Origin of the sequence: Prevotella sp. P4-98 (assembly GCF_002251405.1) — a bacterium.
Taxonomy (GTDB): Bacteria; Bacteroidota; Bacteroidia; order Bacteroidales; family Bacteroidaceae; genus Prevotella.
In genome coordinates this window covers 13465-32327 of sequence record NZ_NPJC01000082.1, presented here as the reverse complement: position 1 = coordinate 32327, position 18863 = coordinate 13465, and the positions used below count along the sequence as shown (strand labels likewise).

General features: G+C 45.4%; 14 protein-coding genes. 12 read left to right on the top strand and 2 right to left on the bottom strand.

The features are described from left to right. Positions 1–14 precede the first annotated feature (14 nt). The gene (rho, locus tag CIK96_RS12315; protein ID WP_094440749.1) at positions 15–1994 is read right to left on the bottom strand and encodes a transcription termination factor Rho; all 1980 of its coding nucleotides are present in this window, start codon (positions 1992–1994) and stop codon (positions 15–17) included. A 683-nt stretch (positions 1995–2677) separates the two neighbouring features. On the opposite strand from rho, the gene fabD reads away from it, so the two are divergent. From fabD to CIK96_RS12285, 6 genes are all read left to right on the top strand, one after another. Continuing rightward, on the top strand, positions 2678–3568 hold the full coding sequence (gene fabD, locus CIK96_RS12310; RefSeq protein WP_094440748.1) for an ACP S-malonyltransferase: 891 nt from the start codon (positions 2678–2680) through the stop codon (positions 3566–3568). Positions 3569–3650: 82 nt separating this feature from the next. Next, a complete protein-coding gene (locus CIK96_RS12305) occupies positions 3651–5795 on the top strand; it encodes an alpha-amylase family glycosyl hydrolase (RefSeq protein WP_094440747.1) in 2145 nt (714 codons plus the stop codon). An 84-nt stretch (positions 5796–5879) separates the two neighbouring features. After that, positions 5880–7547 (top strand): formate--tetrahydrofolate ligase, encoded by a 1668-nt coding sequence (locus CIK96_RS12300; RefSeq protein WP_094440746.1) that lies wholly within the window; start codon positions 5880–5882, stop codon positions 7545–7547. A gap of 30 nt (positions 7548–7577) precedes the next feature. Beyond that, positions 7578–8306, top strand: a complete 729-nt coding sequence (gene truA, locus CIK96_RS12295; protein ID WP_094440745.1) for a tRNA pseudouridine(38-40) synthase TruA — start codon at positions 7578–7580, stop codon at positions 8304–8306. Between the two features lie 59 nt (positions 8307–8365). Next, complete coding sequence (locus CIK96_RS12290; RefSeq protein ID WP_094391680.1) at positions 8366–9286, top strand: DMT family transporter; 921 nt, start codon at positions 8366–8368, stop codon at positions 9284–9286. 178 nt (positions 9287–9464) lie between these two features. Next, positions 9465–11663 carry a BamA/TamA family outer membrane protein gene (locus tag CIK96_RS12285; protein ID WP_094440744.1) on the top strand — a complete coding sequence of 733 codons (2199 nt, stop codon included), beginning with the start codon at positions 9465–9467 and terminating at the stop codon, positions 11661–11663. Here the strand turns inward: CIK96_RS12285 and CIK96_RS12280 are convergent. Then, positions 11617–12066, bottom strand: coding sequence for a hypothetical protein (locus CIK96_RS12280; protein WP_094391682.1), 450 nt, complete (start codon positions 12064–12066; stop codon positions 11617–11619). The genes CIK96_RS12285 and CIK96_RS12280 overlap by 47 nt on opposite strands. Positions 12067–12150: 84 nt before the next feature. Here CIK96_RS12280 and CIK96_RS12275 point away from each other — a divergent pair, with 84 nt between their 5' ends. The 6 genes from CIK96_RS12275 to CIK96_RS12250 all read left to right on the top strand — a co-directional run bounded on the left by CIK96_RS12275 (position 12151) and on the right by CIK96_RS12250 (position 18852). Beyond that, a complete protein-coding gene (locus CIK96_RS12275; protein ID WP_094440743.1) occupies positions 12151–12954 on the top strand; it encodes an MBL fold metallo-hydrolase in 804 nt (267 codons plus the stop codon). A gap of 166 nt (positions 12955–13120) precedes the next feature. Beyond that, positions 13121–14116: a MoxR family ATPase gene (locus CIK96_RS12270; protein WP_094391684.1), complete on the top strand. Its 996-nt coding sequence runs from the start codon at positions 13121–13123 to the stop codon at positions 14114–14116. Positions 14117–14167: 51 nt separating this feature from the next. Next, positions 14168–15037, top strand: a complete 870-nt coding sequence (locus CIK96_RS12265) for a DUF58 domain-containing protein (RefSeq protein ID WP_094391685.1) — start codon at positions 14168–14170, stop codon at positions 15035–15037. Between the two features lie 5 nt (positions 15038–15042). Beyond that, positions 15043–16116, top strand: a complete 1074-nt coding sequence (locus CIK96_RS12260) for a BatD family protein (protein ID WP_173839807.1) — start codon at positions 15043–15045, stop codon at positions 16114–16116. A gap of 13 nt (positions 16117–16129) precedes the next feature. Continuing rightward, complete coding sequence (locus CIK96_RS12255; protein WP_094391686.1) at positions 16130–17128, top strand: VWA domain-containing protein; 999 nt, start codon at positions 16130–16132, stop codon at positions 17126–17128. A 20-nt stretch (positions 17129–17148) separates the two neighbouring features. Further along, positions 17149–18852 carry a VWA domain-containing protein gene (locus CIK96_RS12250; protein ID WP_094436263.1) on the top strand — a complete coding sequence of 568 codons (1704 nt, stop codon included), beginning with the start codon at positions 17149–17151 and terminating at the stop codon, positions 18850–18852. Positions 18853–18863 lie beyond the last annotated feature (11 nt).

Below are 18863 nucleotides of genomic sequence, written 5' to 3'. Positions count from 1 at the left end.
GGATGATTTAAAGGTTATCCATTCATTGTGGCCAAGAATTCCTCGTTGTCCATGGTTTTAATTATGCGGTCTCGCATGGTATTCATGGCTTCAAGAGGATTCATGTCTGCAATAAAATTGCGTACAATCCACATACGCTGGAGTGTGGTTGGATCCTGCAACAAGTCGTCGCGTCTGGTAGAAGAGAGGACGAGGTTGACAGCAGGGAATATGCGTTTGTTGGCCAATGTGCGGTCGAGTTGTAATTCGGAGTTACCGGTTCCTTTGAATTCTTCAAAGATTACCTCATCCATTTTTGAGCCCGTATCTGTAAGAGCTGTGGCTATAATAGTGAGTGAACCTCCGTTTTCTATATTACGTGCAGCTCCGAAGAAGCGCTTTGGTTTCTGTAGTGCGTTGGCGTCAACACCACCTGTGAGTACCTTTCCTGATGCAGGACTTACGGTATTATAGGCACGTGCCAATCTTGTGATGGAATCGAGGAAAATTACTACGTCGTGTCCACATTCAACCATTCTTTTTGCTTTTTCCAGTACGATACCGGCAATTTTTACATGTCTGTCCGCTGGTTCGTCAAAGGTAGATGCAATTACTTCTGCGTTGACAGTACGGCTCATGTCTGTGACTTCCTCAGGTCTTTCGTCAATGAGGAGCATCATGATGTAAGCCTCTGGATGGTTGGCTGCTATTGCGTTGGCAATGTCTTTCATCAGTACTGTCTTACCTGTCTTTGGCTGTGCCACTATGAGTGCGCGCTGTCCTTTTCCTATAGGTGAGAAGAGGTCAACGATGCGTACACTTGGATTTGTGGTGGCGCTATTGCCGCAGAGGTTGAATTTTTCATCGGGGAAGAGTGGGGTGAGATGTTCGAAGCTTACGCGGTCTCTGACCTCTTGTGGGTTTCTTCCGTTGATGCTTTTTATTTCTGTTAAAGCAAAGTATTTCTCGTTATCGTGCGGTGGTCTTACGGTACATTCCACCACGTCGCCTGTTTTGAGACTATAGCCTTTTACTTGTTGTGGACTTACGTAAATATCATCGGGTGATGAAAGGTAGTTGTAGTCGCTTGAACGAAGGAAGCCGTATCCATCTTGTAGTATTTCGAGTACTCCGTTACCAGAGATAATACCGTCGAAGTCGTATTTATCCTGTGCAGGTTGTTGTGGTGCAACAAAAGTGCTGGCTGTTGGGGCGTTACTGCTGATGGGTCTGTCGAAGATGTCGAGTGAAGGTAGTGCCTCTTGGTCTTCTATGGGCAGGTCGACAACGGTAATAAAATCAGTACCGTCTCCTGGGTCTCCACTCCAAACATCATCTTCTGTCATTGGACCTTCGTTGTAGTCTGTGTTATTGTTTTGCTCCATGTTCTGAGCTTCGGACTGTGGTTCTGTCACAGGCTCCTCTTGTGCAACAGTATTGGGGTCTACGTTTTCAATCTGCTCTTGGGGCTCGTTAGTTTCGGGTTGTTGCTGAATAAGGGCCGCTTCTTTTGCAGCCTTTTCCAGTTCGAGAGCTTCGAGTTCCTTTTTCGATTTCCTTCCTCGTTTTTTAGGAGCAGGCTTATCTGTAGCTTCTTTTTCTGCCTTTTCCACAGGTGCTGTTTCTGTTTCAGCATCTTTTGCTGTTTCTATAGATTGTGGTGCAATGGTTTCGCTGTTGTCATTTTCTTCTGTGGGAATAGCTTGTTGTGCGGCAGTAGCAAGGAGTGTGTCGAGAGAAGGTTTCTTCTCGCGTTTTGCAGGCTTTGTATCAAGGTTTTCTCCGTCTTTTCCGCTGACAGTATATACTTTATCTTTTTCTTTTTTAGCTATACGTGTGCGTTTGCGTTTGGTGTTAGCCACAGACTCCGCAGCAGAATCTATGGCATGTTTATCGAGTATGGCATAGATTACGCTTTCCAAAGAATCGTCAGGTGACACTTTTACACCTACTTCATGGGCAATCTCCATAAGTTGAGAGATTTCCATTTTTTCCAAATCTTCTTTTAAGTACATATTTATTTCTAAGTATTCTTGGTATGAATGTGTGCGACAGGAATTTGTCGCAATACTATTGTTTCTCGAATGGAAACAAGGGAATGATTAATATCGGCTGCAAAAGTAATCAATATATTTGAGATTTCCAAACTATTTCAACAAAAATAATCTGATAGAGATTCAAATTATTCAATTATGTTTGGTGTTCAAAGACTTTTATCTGCTTTTTTTATCTCATAATATAATAAGGTTAGCACATCGGCAGTTCTTACCTATATGGTCCTATCATGTTCCTATTGTTGTGGACATGATTTTGGGACTTACTTGGGATTTACTTGGGAGCTTCTTGGGACATGTTACGCGATTTCTGTTCTTCGCTTTTTTCACGGAAAATCTCGAACGGATCATTTGACTTAACAAAGTTGAGGACGATTACCTGAACGAATCCCGAATGCAACTCGAAGATAAAAGGTTTTGTTTGCTTATTCGTACCTCTGAGACTGTTGTCTCTTGGGTACTTTCGTTCGATAATCCAAAAAGAAAATGTGTTTTTCTTTTGGATTCTGCTCGCTTATTCGTACCTTTAATCCTTCGGATTTTAGGTACTTCCGCTCGGAAAAACTCAAATAAGTTTGGTTTTTCCCTCGCTTATTCGTACCTTTGCACGCGGAAAGAATTCCATAATAAAAATATATAAGAAAATGAAAGCATTTGTATTTCCCGGTCAGGGAGCTCAATTCGTAGGAATGGGCAAAGACCTCTACGACAACAATCCTAAAGCAAAAGAACTTTTTGAAAAAGCCAACGAGATTCTTGGCTATCGTATAACCGACATTATGTTTGAAGGTACTGACGAAGACCTCAAACAGACCAAGGTAACGCAACCCGCCGTTTTCCTTCACTCTGTTATTTCTGCCATCTGCATGGGAGACGCATTCCAACCAGCTATGGTTGCAGGACACTCTCTTGGCGAATTCTCGGCACTTGTTGCTGCTGGAGCATTGAGCTTTGAAGATGGTCTTAAACTGGTTTATGCTCGTGCCATGGCTATGCAGAAAGCTTGTGAGGCTCAGCCCTCTACCATGGCAGCCATCATCGGTTTGCCCGACGATAAGATTGAAGCCATTTGCAAAGAAGTAAGCAAGATGGGTAAGGGTGTTGTGGTTCCTGCCAACTATAACAACCCCGGACAGCTGGTAATCTCTGGTAATATCGAAGCCATCAACGAGGCTTGCGAACAGCTGAAAGCCGCCGGCGCTAAGCGTGCTCTGCCTTTGAAGGTGGGTGGTGCATTCCACTCTCCATTGATGCAGCCTGCTAAGGACGAACTTCAGGCCGCTATCGAGAAAACTGAGTTTACCGCTCCCAAATGTCCCATTTATCAGAATGTAGATGCCAAGCCACATACCGATCCTGCTGAAATCAAGCAAAACCTGATTGCTCAGCTGACAAGTTCGGTTCGTTGGACACAGATTGTGCAGAACATGATTGCCGTTGGCGCAGACGATTTTACAGAGTGCGGTCCAGGTAAAGCCCTTCAGGGTATGATTGCAAAAATCAATAAGGAAGTAAGTGCTCATGGCATTGCTTAATCCTAATGATACTAAAACAGAATTAAATAAATAATAGGCGTGGGCTATACCTGCGCCTATTATCTTTACTCGTTAAATCTTTATGACAGGTAAACAGGTTATCTATCAAGTTTTTACTCGCCTTTACGGCAATCGTTGTATCACCCGTCACATGAACGGAACCATTGAAGAGAATGGTTGCGGAAAAATGGATGATTTCACCCCAAAGGTATTGAACCGATGGGCAAGAATGGGCATTACTCATGTCTGGTACACGGGGGTTATTCGTCATGCGACGAGGACAGATTATTCAGCATATGGAATCCCAAAACAACATCCTGCAGTTGTGAAAGGATGTGCCGGTTCGCCATACGCTATTGCCGATTATTATGATGTTGATCCAGATCTCGCAACAGATGTTGACCACAGAATGGAGGAGTTTGAAGCCTTGCTTCAGCGCACCCACGAGGCTGGTCTCAAAGTGATTATCGATTTTGTGCCCAACCACGTTGCACGCCAGTATCATTCCATTTGCAAGCCAGCAAATGTTAGCGACCTTGGAGAAGACGATCATGTGGATAGAGGCTTCGACCCGGTAGATAACAATTTCTATTACTGTCCAGGACAAGCTTTCGTGCCTTGTTTTGACCTTTATCACGGCGAAGCAACACCTTACGAAGAATATCCTGCCAAAGCCACGGGCAACGACCATTTTGACAATGCGCCAGGGAGGAATGACTGGTATGAAACGGTAAAACTCAATTATGGTGTTGACTATTACGCAGGTGGAGTATTGTACGACAATCCCATGCCCAATACCTGGAAGAAAATGACCGACATCCTCTTGTTCTGGGCAGCCAAAGGTATAGACGGTTTCCGTTGCGACATGGCTGAGATGGTGCCGGCAGCATTTTGGAGCTATGCTACAAAAGCGGTAAAAGAACAATATCCCGACATACAGTTCATCGGTGAGGTATATAATCCGTCATTATATCGTAGTTATATTTCAGCCGGCTTTGACTTACTCTACGACAAAGTAGGCATGTATGATACGATGCGCGCCGTCATAACCGGACAGGCTGCTACCTCGGCAATTACTTCTGCCTGGCAACAAACAGACGATATTCGTCAACACATGTTGTACTTCTTGGAAAACCACGACGAACAACGTATTGCAAGCACATTCTTTGCAGGCGAAGCCCGTCGCGGAGTCCCTGCTATGATGGCATCCATGCTCATGCAACAGAATCCTTTTATGCTCTATTTCGGAGAAGAGTATGGAGAGCGCGGAATGGACCACGAAGGATTTAGCGGATGCGATGGACGAACCACAATATTCGACTACTGGAGTATCGATACCCTATGTCGGGCAGCCTCCAGAAAATTGACCGCCGACGAAAAACTGGTTTATGCACAACATGAACAAACCATGCAGATTGCTCGTCGCGAGAAAGCCATAAGCGAAGGCACATTCTTCGACCTGATGTATGTGAATCCACATTTGCACCGTCAATATGCGTTCCTCCGCCACATCGGACATGACCTGCTCTTGGTGGTAGTCAATTTTGAAGACCACGAAGTTGATGTTGATGTCAATCTGCCGAAACACGCCTTCGACTTCTTGCAAGTTGCCTCGGGCGAATATGTTGCCACAGAACTGTGGAGCAAAACAAAAACCAACATTGACCTGCAGCCAGATAAGGCCGTTCGACTGCAGGTAGGCGCCAATGGGGGCGTGGTGATGAAGATGAAAGTTACAGTATCTGAAAATCATAAAACAATGGAAAATATCATTCTCAACGAACACCACAAAGAGGAATTTCCTCCGGCTCATACAGCCGAACACCTGCTCAATCAGACCATGATGCGCATATTCGGTTGTGAACGTTCTTTCAACGCACATATCGAGCGCAAAAAGAGCAAGATGAGCTTTCATCTGAGTCATAAACCTTCGCGCCAAGAGGAGAAGGAAATAGAACAGACGATGAACCGACTTATTGAAGAGGATTTGCCTGTGGAGTTTGAATTTGTTGACCGCAACAATCTGCCAGAGGGCGTTTCGCCAGACCGACTGCCAGAAGATGCGTCGGAAACCATCCGACTCGTACGCATAGGCGATTATGACGTTTGTCCGTGTATCGGCAAACACGTGCGATCAACCAGTCAGATTGGCCGTTTTGAATTACTTGGAACGAATTGGGACGAAGAAAACAAGGTATTCCGGGTTCGTTTCAAAGTGGTGCAATAAAAACAATAAGAAACAATCGATTACATGGTGACACAGCAGGACTATATCAACAAATATATAATCATTTAAAACCCACCTGACCGCATGAAACAAGACATCGAAATTGCACGCGAAGCAACATTGAAGCCAATCAGCGTGATTGCTGCCACGATGGGCATCAACCAAGACCTGATTGAACCGTATGGAAAATTTATTGCCAAAGTGCCAGGCAAACTGATTGATGAAGAACGAGTTGAAAAGAGTAACCTCATCCTCGTAACAGCCATTACTCCTACAAAGGCAGGAATCGGAAAGACAACCGTCTCCGTCGGTCTCTCGCTCGGATTGGCACGTATAGGAAAAAGAGCTGTTCTGGCACTCCGCGAACCATCACTCGGTCCGTGTTTCGGACAAAAGGGTGGAGCTGCCGGAGGAGGCTACGCACAGGTGTTGCCCATGGATAGAATCAACCTGCATTTCACAGGCGATTTCCATGCCATTACCACGGCAAACAATATGATTGCCGCTTTGCTCGACAATTACATCTATCAGCATCAGACTGAAGGTTTCGGAATGAAACAGATACTATGGCGAAGAGTCATGGATGTGAACGACCGATCGCTCCGACACATCGTAACAGGACTAGGACCTCATGTCAACGGCTGTCCGCAGGAAAGCGGATTCGACATTACTCCTGCCAGCGAGATTATGGCAATCCTTTGTCTTGCCTCTGACCTTGAAGATTTAGAACGAAGAATCAATCACATCCTACTGGGTTACACGCTCGAAGACAAACCGTTTTATGTGAGCGATTTGGGAGTAGGGAGCGCTATCGCAGTATTGTTGAAAGATGCACTCAATCCTAATCTCGTTCAGACCACAGAAAATACGCCTGCCTTCATCCATGGAGGACCATTTGCCAATATCGCACATGGTTGCAATTCTATTATAGCTACAAAGATGGCGATGACGTATGGCGACTATGTAGTGACAGAAGCAGGATTTGGTGCTGATCTGGGTGCAGAGAAATTCCTTGATATCAAGTGTCGTAAAGCCCATATTCAACCCAAACTGACGGTCCTTGTGGCTACGCTACGCGGATTGAAAATGCATGGTGGAGTGGAAGAGAGGGCAATCCGTCTGCCTCATACAGAAGGGGTTTGTCGCGGCTTGCGCAATCTTGACAAGCATATTCACAACCTCCAGAAATTCGGTCAGACCGTACTCGTTTGTTTCAATCAATATGCAGATGATGATGCACAGGAAATAGAAATGGTACGTCGCCATTGTAAGGAACAGGACGTACCCTTTGCCTTAAATAACGCCTATGCACAAGGGGGCGCAGGTGCTGAAGACCTTGCCCGTCTGGTGGTCGAGACGATAGAGCAGAAACCGTCAAAACCACTCCAGCTGATGTATGCAGACGAGAGTCACATAAGTGCAAAGATTGAAGCTGTTGCACGCAGAATCTATGGCGCCTCGCATGTGACATTCTCAGCAGATGCCCAGCGCAAGATGAAACGCGCAGAGCAATTAGGTTGCAGGACCTTCCCCGTGTGTATTGCCAAGACCCAGTATTCGTTCTCGCAAGACCCGAAGGCATACGGAGTGACCGACGGATTTGATTTTGAAATCCGTGACATCGTCATCAATTCCGGAGCCGAGATGATTGTGGCTATTGCAGGAAGCATGATTCGAATGCCAGGACTTCCAAAATCTCCTCAGGCATTACATATTCGCTTGGTAGATGGTGAGATAGATGGTTTAAGCTAAAGAAAAGAAACAATCAAACAAGTTAAGAAAATGAGATATTTCGTATGGTTTGGTTATGATGGAACACGTTATCATGGATGGCAGTATCAGCCCAATGGTATTACAGTTCAAGAAGAATTGGAACGTGCACTTTCACTCCTTCTCCGTGAGGATATTCACGTGACAGGAGCAGGACGAACTGACACAGGAGTTCATGCACGCCAAATGGCTGCACATTTCGATACTGAGGTTGTTTTCGATTGTGTACACATGGTCAAGCGCCTCAATGGCGTATTGCCATACGATATAGGAGTTTCTAAGGTAGAGGCGGTTGCAGCCGATAAACATGCTCGTTTTTCGGCTACCGCCCGAACCTACCATTATTATATCCACTACGGCAGGAATCCCTTTTGCCAGCAGTTTAGCCTGCAGATGCATTATCAGCTCGATTTCGGACTCATGAATCAAGCTGGGGCTATACTGATGGAATATGACGATTTCGGTTCGTTTTGCAAAACCGGAAGCGACGTCAAGACCACGCTCTGTAAGGTAACCCATGCACAATGGCATCAAACCGCTCCAGAGGAGTGGTATTTCGAGATACGTGCCAATAGATTTCTTCGGAATATGGTAAGGGCCGTTGTCGGTACGATCATAGAAGTGGGGCGAGGCCGCATGACCCTTGAGGAGTTTCGACGGGTTATTGAGAGTGGACATCGTACCCAAGCAGGCGAGTCGATGCCCGCCAAAGCATTGTTTCTTGAACGGGTAGAATATTAAGTATTTCAAACAACGATACATTTTTTCAAATAATAAACACATAAAAGATTGTTAAAAAGATGACTTGGTTATTATTGGCTTTTTTGTCGGCAACATTATTGGGCTTCTATGATGCATTCAAGAAAGAAGCTCTACGCGAAAATGCCGTCATTCCTGTGTTGTTTCTCAACACCCTGTTCTCGTCGATAATCTTCTTACCATTCATCATTCTGAGTGGTCAGACAGAAATTCTCGACAATACCATATTCCATGTTGCTTCAGGCGGATGGGAGATGCATAAATACATCGTCCTCAAATCCTTGATCGTGCTGAGCAGTTGGGTGTTAGGCTATTTCGGCATGAAACATCTGCCCTTGACGATAGTAGGTCCGATTAACGCCACACGTCCGGTCATGGTACTTGTAGGAGCGTTACTCGTATTTGGAGAACATCTTAACGGTTGGCAATGGATGGGAGTCTTGTTGGCCGTCATGTCGTTTATGATGTTGAGTAGGAGTGGTAAAAAAGAAGGAATAGACTTCCGGCACAACCATTGGATCTGGATGATAGTTGGTGCTGCTGTTCTTGGAGCGATTAGCGGACTTTACGACAAGTACCTGATGGCTCCCGAAGGAAGCGGAGGCGTTGGGCTTGATCGTATGATGGTACAGTCGTGGTATAACATCTATCAATGTGGTATGATGCTCATCATGCTTGCCATTCTCTGGTGGCCCAAACACAAGCAGACCACGCCATTTCATTGGCATTGGTCAATTATCGGAGTCAGCATTTTCCTTTCTACAGCTGATTTCGTGTATTTCTATTCCCTCTCGTTGCCCGATGCCATGATATCTATCGTGTCGATGGTGCGTCGTGGTTCGGTTATCGTGTCGTTCCTCTTTGGTGCTGCCTTCTTCCATGAGAAGAACCTTCGCGCCAAGGCTGTCGATTTGGCGTTGGTGCTGCTGGGAATGATATTCCTGTATATTGGTTCGCATTAACAAGAGAAAGTGGACATATTTCTTTGAACCGTTCAAACACATTTGTCTGTTCAGCCAAACGGCCTGATTATGGTAAAATCAGAACGCAAGTTAGTTGTTGAACAGATAAAATTTGTAGGTTTGTTTTGTATTTCCCCTGAATTGCACTACCTTTGTAAACAGAATGCGACATACGATCATGATAATAACAGGAGTCATAGGGTTGATGCTCTGTGGCTGCTCAGAAACCAAATATGTGCCAGAAGGCCAATACCTGCTCAATAGAGTCAAGGTGGAAAGTGACGGAAAATACAGAGATGTAAATTCCGCCAATCTCAAATCGTATGTACGCCAAAAAGGTAATACAAGATGGTTCTCGTCGTTCAAACTACCATTGTCAACCTACTCGTTGGCAGGTAAAGACTCGTCGAAATGGATCAACCGTACCCTAAAAAACATAGGAGAGGCTCCTGTCATTTACGACACGTTGAGTACTACACGCTCCATGCAGGATTTACAGATGAGATTGCAGAATATGGGTTATCTGCGTGCTTCTGTAGATGCGACATTCAAAGAAAAGAAACGTAAGATCAACGTGACGTACCATGTTCACCCTCGTGAGCCTTATTATTTGGGAAAGGTGAATTATGAAGTACGGGATACTGCCATTGCCAATCTGTTGCGTTTGGACCTGCCTGAGCATAGAGGGCTGAAAGAGAATATGCGCTTTAGCGTTGAGAATTTAGATAACGAACGCAACCGATTAGTCGGCGAATTGGCCAACAGGGGATATTTCAGATTCAACAAGGATTTCATCACCTTTCGAGCCGATTCTATGCCGGGTGAAAAAGCTATCAACCTGACACTTGTCATCCATGCCAATACCGACCATGACGGGAATGAAATACCACACCTCAGTTATAGGATAGGGAAAGTCAACCATCTGAGTGGAGATAGCGAAGACAGTATCATTCATCTTCGAAAAAGAGTCTTGCAACGCAATACTTTTATACGTTCGGGAGAATTGTATTCGGCAAAGAAATTGCAAGATACCTATGCACATTTCGGAAGACTCGGAGCCGTCAAATACACCAGTATTTCATGGGAAGAACACCAGCGAGAACGTCTTCTCGATTGTAATATCCATCTGAGTACCAACAAACCCTCCACCATCTCTTTTCAACCCGAAGGAACGAATACAGCAGGAGATTTTGGTGCTGCTGTTGCGCTAACCTATCAGAACCGCAACCTCTTCAAGGGAGCAGAAAACCTTACCATAGAACTGCGTGGCGCGTTTGAGGCTATCAAGGGGCTGGAAGGCTATGGTAACGACAATTTTGAAGAGTATAGCGTAGAAACCAAATTGACATTCCCAAGATTCATCGCACCTTTTCTTGCCAACAGCTTCAGACGTCGCATTAATGCCACAAGTGAAGTGTCGATGCTATACGACCTTCAAAACCGACCGGAGTTCCATCGACGAGTCTTTTCTGTAGCATGGAAATACAAATGGAATGACAGTAGGCATCATGACCGTTATCGCATAGACCTGCTTGATCTCAACTATATCTCCATGCCATGGATAAGTGAAACGTTTCGTAATGAGTATCTTAACGATACCGAAAGCAAGAATGCCATCCTGCGCTATAATTACGAGAACCTTTTCATTATGAAAATAGGTATGGGGTATACCTACAACAACGGACGTATTGCCATTAAAGCCAATGCAGAAACAGCAGGCAATCTGCTTCATGGCGCAGCACATGCGTTGAATTTCCATAAAAACGCACAGGGACAATACACTTTCCTTGATATTGCCTATGCACAATACGTGAAGGGGGATGTTGACTTCACACGTAACATACAGTTGGACTACAACAACCAACTCGTATTCCATGCCGGATTTGGAATTGCTTATCCCTATGGAAACAGTACTATCCTGCCGTTTGAAAAACGATATTTCGCGGGTGGAGCCAATAGCGTGCGCGGATGGAGTGTTCGCGGACTTGGTCCTGGTTCGTATGTCAGCAAGGACGGACGTATCGACTTCATCAACCAGACGGGAGACATGAAGCTGGACCTTAACATGGAATATCGCACACATCTGTTCTGGAAAATAGGAGGTGCGCTTTTTGTTGATGCCGGTAACATCTGGACCATCCGTTCTTACGACGACCAACCGGGTGGACAATTCAAGTTTGACGAGTTCTTGAAACAACTCGCAGTAAGCTACGGAATGGGATTCCGATTGAATTTTGGATACTTCATCCTTCGCTTTGATATGGGTATGAAAGCCGTTAATCCTGCTTATACTACATCAAAGGAACATTACCCTCTGTTACATCCGGATTTTAGTCGCGATTTTGCATTTCATTTCGCGGTAGGCCTGCCATTCTAACCATCCAATGGCCATGACGTTTTACCACAGTAACGGTCGTGTGGTATTCGTCAACGAGATGAGCTCGGGAACCTATGGAGTCGGCAACAAAGGCATTATCCACAACCAACTTTATCAGGCACATCGTATCACCCGGAAGTTCCGTCACATCGTCGATATGTGCCGACGTGGAGGCATCCTCCGAATTGGCGAAATCCAAATCTTCGTCTGTAATGTTAGAAGCCATGAAATGTAACCAAGGCCGACTCTCTTCAACTGTCAGTTGGTTGGCACGTGCAAGGTCGAAGCTGAAAAAGGCTTCAGCCCATGATTTTGCTGCAACTTCAGACTCCTTTTGATGCACTTCTATCAGGCTACAAGACGCCATAATCATGGTGCAAATGTATAATACAATTTTCTTCATAAGTTTAAAATATCCAAAAATCGTTGCAAAGATAAGAAAAATGTGACTTTTTTTTATTACTTTTGCAGATAAATTTAAAACCAAATGCTAAGATTTATATCCTTTGGAAGCGGCAGTAGCGGAAATTGTTATCTGTTGACTACGCCGACGGATGGACTATTGATAGATATCGGAGTAGGACTTAGAAGTTTGAAAAAGAACTTCAGAGATTATGGATTAAGTTTCTCACAGGTGCATCATGTACTTGTGACCCATGATCATGCAGACCATATCAAATCGGTAGGTTCGTTCAGCAAAGACCAACACGTTCCTGTGTATACGACGAAAGTGGTGCACGAAGGTATTACCAAAAATTATTGTGTCCAACAGAAAGTCCCCTCAGACTATGTAAATTATGTAGAAAAGGGCACTTCTTTTACCATAGGCGACTTCAAGATTACTCCCTTTGGCGTTCCACATGACAGTAGCGATAATGTGGGGTATATGGTAGAAGCGGAAGGAACCGCATTCTGTGTGATTACTGATGCTGGTTATGTAACCGATGAAATGAAAGAATACATCAGCAAAGCAGATTATCTCGTCATCGAGGCTAACCACGATGTTGAAATGGTGAAAAACGGTCCATATCCGGCTTTTCTTAAAGAGCGCATACTCTCGCATACCGGACATCTCAGTAATGTAGAATGTGGAGAAGCACTTGTGGAGAACATGAGCGAACACCTGAAGCATGTCTGGCTTTGTCACCTGAGTGAAGAGAACAACCATCCGGAACTTGCCCGTAAGACCGTTGAGGCCATTTTGCGTAACCATGGTATCGTGGCGGGTGCCGACCTGCAACTGGAAGTACTCAAAAGAAAGAGCCCGACAGGCATTTTTGATTTGGTATAAATCTCAAATATACAGCTAAAATGTTATGATATGAAAAAGTTTCTTAAATTGTAAGACGTAGGAAACTTTTTTAATATTATTTAGATACTTGCATGAGAACTTTCCTATAGGAATTGATTACTTTTGCATCACGTAAAACAGAAATAAACAAAAATAGAATATAACTATGGCAGAATCAATTGATATCCGGGAGCTTAACATCCGGATTGAACAGCAAAGTGGATTTGTCACCAATCTCGTGACAGGAATGGATCAAGTAATAGTAGGACAGAAGCATCTCGTAGAGTCGTTGCTCATCGGACTTCTCAGCGACGGAAACATATTGCTCGAAGGTGTGCCTGGTCTGGCAAAGACACTTGCCATCAAGACCCTTTCACAACTGATTGATGCAACTTACAGCCGCATACAGTTCACACCAGACCTCTTGCCTGCCGACGTGACAGGTACGATGATCTATTCGCAGAAAGACGAGCGCTTCCAGGTGAAACAAGGTCCGGTATTCGCCAACTTCGTATTGGCAGATGAGATCAACCGCGCTCCTGCCAAGGTACAGAGTGCGTTGCTCGAAGCCATGCAGGAAAAACAGGTGACTATTGGCAAAGAAACATTTGATTTGCCCACACCATTCCTTGTGATGGCTACACAAAACCCCATCGAACAAGAAGGTACCTACCCACTTCCAGAAGCACAGATGGACCGTTTCATGCTGAAGGTGGTGATCGACTATCCTACACTCGAAGAGGAGAAACGCATCATCCGCGAGAATATCGCAGGAAAACTTCCTGAAGTGAAACCTGTCGCTACGGCTCAGGAAATCCTTAATGCAAGAAACGTGGTACGCGAGGTCTATATCGACGAGAAGATCGAACAGTATATTGCCGACATCGTATTTGCCACTCGCTATCCTGATCGCTATGGACTGAAAGACATGAAAGACCTCATAGCATACGGCGGAAGTCCGCGTGCGTCTATCAATCTGGCGAAGGCTGCCCGCGCTTATGCCTTTATCAAACGTCGCGGATATGTTGTTCCTGAGGATGTACGCGCCGTGGCACACGATGTATTGCGTCATCGTATCGGTCTGACCTATGAGGCAGAGGCAAGCAATGTGACAAGTGAGGAAATTGTTTCAAAGATCATCAATAAGGTGGAAGTACCTTGATTGTCGCCTGTCTTATTGAAGTGATTATAAACAACGAATCAGATCAAACAAATGGAAACCGCTGAAATACTAAAAAAGGTAAGAAAGATAGAAATCAAGGCCAGAGGACTGAGCGTTAACGTCTTTGCAGGCCAGTATCACTCTGCTTTCAAGGGCCGTGGAATGGCTTTCAGCGAAGTGCGCGAATACCAGTACGGAGATGATGTCAGAGATATCGACTGGAATGTGACAGCACGCTTCCATCGCCCTTATGTCAAGGTCTTCGAAGAAGAGCGCGAACTCACCGTCATGCTACTCATAGACGTCAGCGGATCGCTTGACTTCGGCACGCAAAGCCAAATGAAGCGCGATATGGTGACAGAAATAGCTGCCACCATTGCTTTTAGCGCCATTCAGAATAATGATAAGATAGGAGTGGTATTCTTTTCCGACCATATCGAGAAGTATATCCCTCCGAAGAAAGGACGTAAACACATCCTTTATATCATACGCGAAATGCTCGACTTTCACCCTGAAAGCAAGAGAACGAACATAGAGGGAGCGTTGCAGTTTCTTACAAGTGTTGTTAAACATCGTTGTACCGCATTCGTGTTGAGCGATTTTTACGACCAGAAGGATTTCTTGCATCCCCTTCAGATTTGCAACAGAAAACATGATGTTGTTGCAGTTCAGGTCTATGACCGTTTTGCCAAGTCATTACCCGATGTGGGATTGATGCGTGTGGTTGATGCTGAAACCGGCTATGAACAGTATATTGATACCAGCAGCAAGCGCTTGCGACGTGCTCACGAGCAATATTGGAATCGGATGCAACAGCATTTGCGAGAGACCATGAACAAGAGCAATGTTGACATGGTAAGCATTTCCACAGGTGATGATTTTGTCAAACACCTGTTGCTGCTATTTAAAAAGAGAAGTTGATAAGCATGAAACACCTGATATTATTTATCCTTGCATTATTGCCTGCTACGATCTTGGCGCAGGTGGATGTAGAAGCTCGTATCGACTCACTTGAGATGATGATAGGAGAGCAGGTGCATGTGACTGTGACCGCAACAGTTCCACAGCAGTCTAAGGTCAACATGCCGAGTTTCAAACCTCGTGAGAATATCGTACCGGGAGTGGAGGTGTTGGCTGTAAGCGACGAACAGACTGAAGATGTGAGCGATGGACGCATGCAGGTTAAACGCATCTATACCTTGACGTCTTTCGACGGAAAACTCTATTATCTGCCCGCATTTCGCGTTAAAGTAAACGGGAAAGTATATCCTACTAAGAGTCTGGCACTAAAGGTGATAGAAGTTGAGGTTGATACAACCAAACTCGATAAGTTCTATGGTCCGAAGGATGTACAGGACAACCCATTCTCATGGGCTGAGTGGGCTCTTCCTTTTTGGTTGAGCATTCTCTCTTTGCTCCTGATGGCTGTGGCTTATTACCTCTACCTTCGCCTGCGCGACAACAAACCTATCATCAAGACTTTGCGTATCGTGAAGCGACTGTTGCCACACCAGAAGGCCATGAAGGAGATAGAGCAGATCAAGGCAGAACGTATGGTGTCGTCGGAGAATCCGAAGGAGTACTATACGAAACTTACCGATACGCTTCGTAAATATATAGAGGAGCGCTACCATTTCTCTGCCATGGAGATGACAAGTGGAGAGATTATAGAACGCCTGACGTCTTCGCGCGACCAGGCTATGATCGACGAACTCCGCCAGCTGTTCATCACGGCCGATTTGGTGAAGTTTGCCAAATATTCTACACTCATCAACGAGAACGACGCCAACCTGGTTAACGCTATTGCCTTTATCGACCAGACGAAACAGGAGGCGGTTGCCACAGAGGAAGTCCAGAAACCTGAGTTGACAGAAGCTGACCAACGCTCTCTGAAAACAAGACGACTGCTCAAAACCGTTATCAGCCTGATTGTCGTGGCATGTGTGGCTATGCTCGTTTATGCCGTTTATCATGTGTTGCTTCTCGGCGAGTGGATATAAATAATGAATTAGAATGGAATTTGCAAATAAAGAATATTTCCTGCTGCTGTTACTGCTGATACCGTATGTGATATGGTATCTGATGTATCGGAAGAAAACCGAACCTACCGTGCGGTTGAGCGATACCCATGCCTATAGGTTTGCAGCACGGAGCTGGAAGGTGACCTTGATGCCGATACAATTGTTGTTGAGGCTGGCGATTTTCGTACTGTTGGTATTGATATTGGCACGACCTCAAACCCATAACTCCTGGAAAAACAAATCGGTGGAGGGTATCGATATCATGATGGCGATGGACGTCTCTGGATCTATGCTGGCAGAAGACCTAAAGCCTAATCGTATTGAGGCTGCCAAACAAGTGGCTGCTGAGTTTATTGCCGGCAGACCCAACGATAATATTGGTCTGACGATATTTGCGGGTGAGGCGTTTACACAATGTCCTATGACGACCGACCACGCTTCGGTACTCAACCTGCTACGGGGTGTCAGAACCGACTTGGCAACGAGAGGACTTATCGAGGATGGAACAGCCATCGGAATGGGACTTGCCAATGCTGTCAGCCGTTTGAAGGATTCTAAGGCGAAAAGCAAGGTTGTCATTCTGCTGACCGACGGTAGTAACAACCGTGGCGACTTGTCGCCCATGACATCTGCTGAAATTGCCAAAAGTCTTGGCATCAGAGTTTATACTATCGGTGTAGGTACCAATAAGGTGGCTCCTTATCCCATGCCTGTTGCCGGTGGTGTGCAGTATGTCAATATCCCTGTAGAAATAGATAGTAAGACCTTGAGTGAAATTGCCGCAGCAACAGATGGCGGCTTCTATCGCGCAACAAACAACCGGGAGTTGCAGAATATCTATCGAGAAATCGACAAACTCGAAAAGTCTAAACTCAACGTGACGCAGTTCAGCAAACGCTATGAGGCTTATCAGCCCTTTGCCTTGGCAGCATGCCTCCTGTTGCTTCTCGAATTGCTCTTACGACTTACCATATTCAGAAAACTACCTTAAAATTATCGGAGAACTGCATTATGTTTCGATTTGAAGACCCCATATATCTCTATTTGCTGATATTGATACCGATTCTGGTGTTGATGCAATTCTGGATGGTGTATCAACAAAAGAAACGCCTCAGACGATTTGGCGATATCAATCTCGTACGCGAGTTGATGCCCAACGTTTCTCGCCATCGTCCACGGGTGAAATTCATATTGCTGATTGCAGCCTTGGCGCTCATGATCGTGATGCTGGCGCGTCCGCAGATGGGTACCAAGATCAACCATGAGAAGCGAACGGGTATTGAAACCATCATCGCCATGGATATTTCCAATTCTATGTTGGCGGAAGATGTGGCACCAAGTCGTCTCGACAGAGCCAAAATGATGGTAGAAAACCTTGTTGACCATTTCACCAACGACAAGATCGGACTGATCGTATTTGCCGGCGACGCCTTTGTGCAACTGCCTATTACGAGCGACTACGTTTCTGCTAAAATGTTTTTGAGCAATATCGATCCCTCGATGATTGATGTACAGGGTACCGACCTTGCTGCCGCCATTAAAATGGCAACAAACAGTTTTACGCAGGAACAAGGTATTGGCAAGGCCATCATCGTGATAACAGATGGAGAAGACCATGAGGGTGGGGCGCTTGAGGCTGCACGTGAGGCAAAAGACAAAGGCATGCGTGTGTTTGTTCTTGGCATAGGATCTCCTAAAGGAGCGCCTATCCCCATCGGCGGCGGTAACGATTACATCAAAGACGAAACAGGGCAGACTGTCATGTCGGCTTTGAATGAAGATATGTGTAAACAGGTGGCTGAAGCTGGAGGCGGAGCCTATATTCACGTGGAAAACAATTCCAACGCTCAAGAGCAACTCAACGCAGAACTCGACAAACTCTCTAAGAAGGAAACGGCTGTAACTATCTATAGCGATTTCGACGAACAGTTTCAGGCGGTTGCCATCCTCGTCATGCTCTTGCTGATCATAGAAATCTGTATCCTTGAGGTTCGCAATCCTCATCTCAGCAAGCTTCACCTCTTCAGCCGAAAGAAACCCATGATGCTCCTGCTCTTGCTTCTTGCGGCTACGCTCAACGTGCAGGCGCAGTCCGACCGTGACTATGTCAGAAAGGGCAATCGACAGTTCAGGGCTGGCAATTATGCTGAAGCGGAAACCAGCTATCGCAAGGCGTTGGAACGCAACGACCGCAATCCTCAGGCTATATATAATCTGGGTAATGCCCTCCTGATGCAACGCAAAGACTCGGCTGCCATACAGCAGTTTCAGAGTGCTGCCAAACTGGAACAAAACCCGTATCGTCGTGCGCAGGCTTACCATAACATAGGTACCGTTTGTCAGACGCTCAAGATGTATGGCGATGCCATAGAGGCGTATAAGGAGGCTTTGCGCAATAATCCTCGCGATAACGAGACGCGTTACAACCTTGAACTCTGCAAACGTCAACAGAAACAGCAGAAGCAACAGCAGCAACCTCAACAAAACAATAAAGACAAAAAAGACGATAAGCAAAAGCAGCAAAAACAGGAGAATAACAAGCAGAAGCAAGACAAGCAGAAGCAACAACAGCAACAGCAGAAACCACAGATGAGTAAGGAAAATGCAGAACAACTGTTGAATGCTGCCATGCAGGAAGAAAAGAATACGCAACAGCGCATCAAGAAAGCTCAACAGCAGCATCAGCAGAAACGCAGGTTGCAGAAAAACTGGTAATGGATACAAGC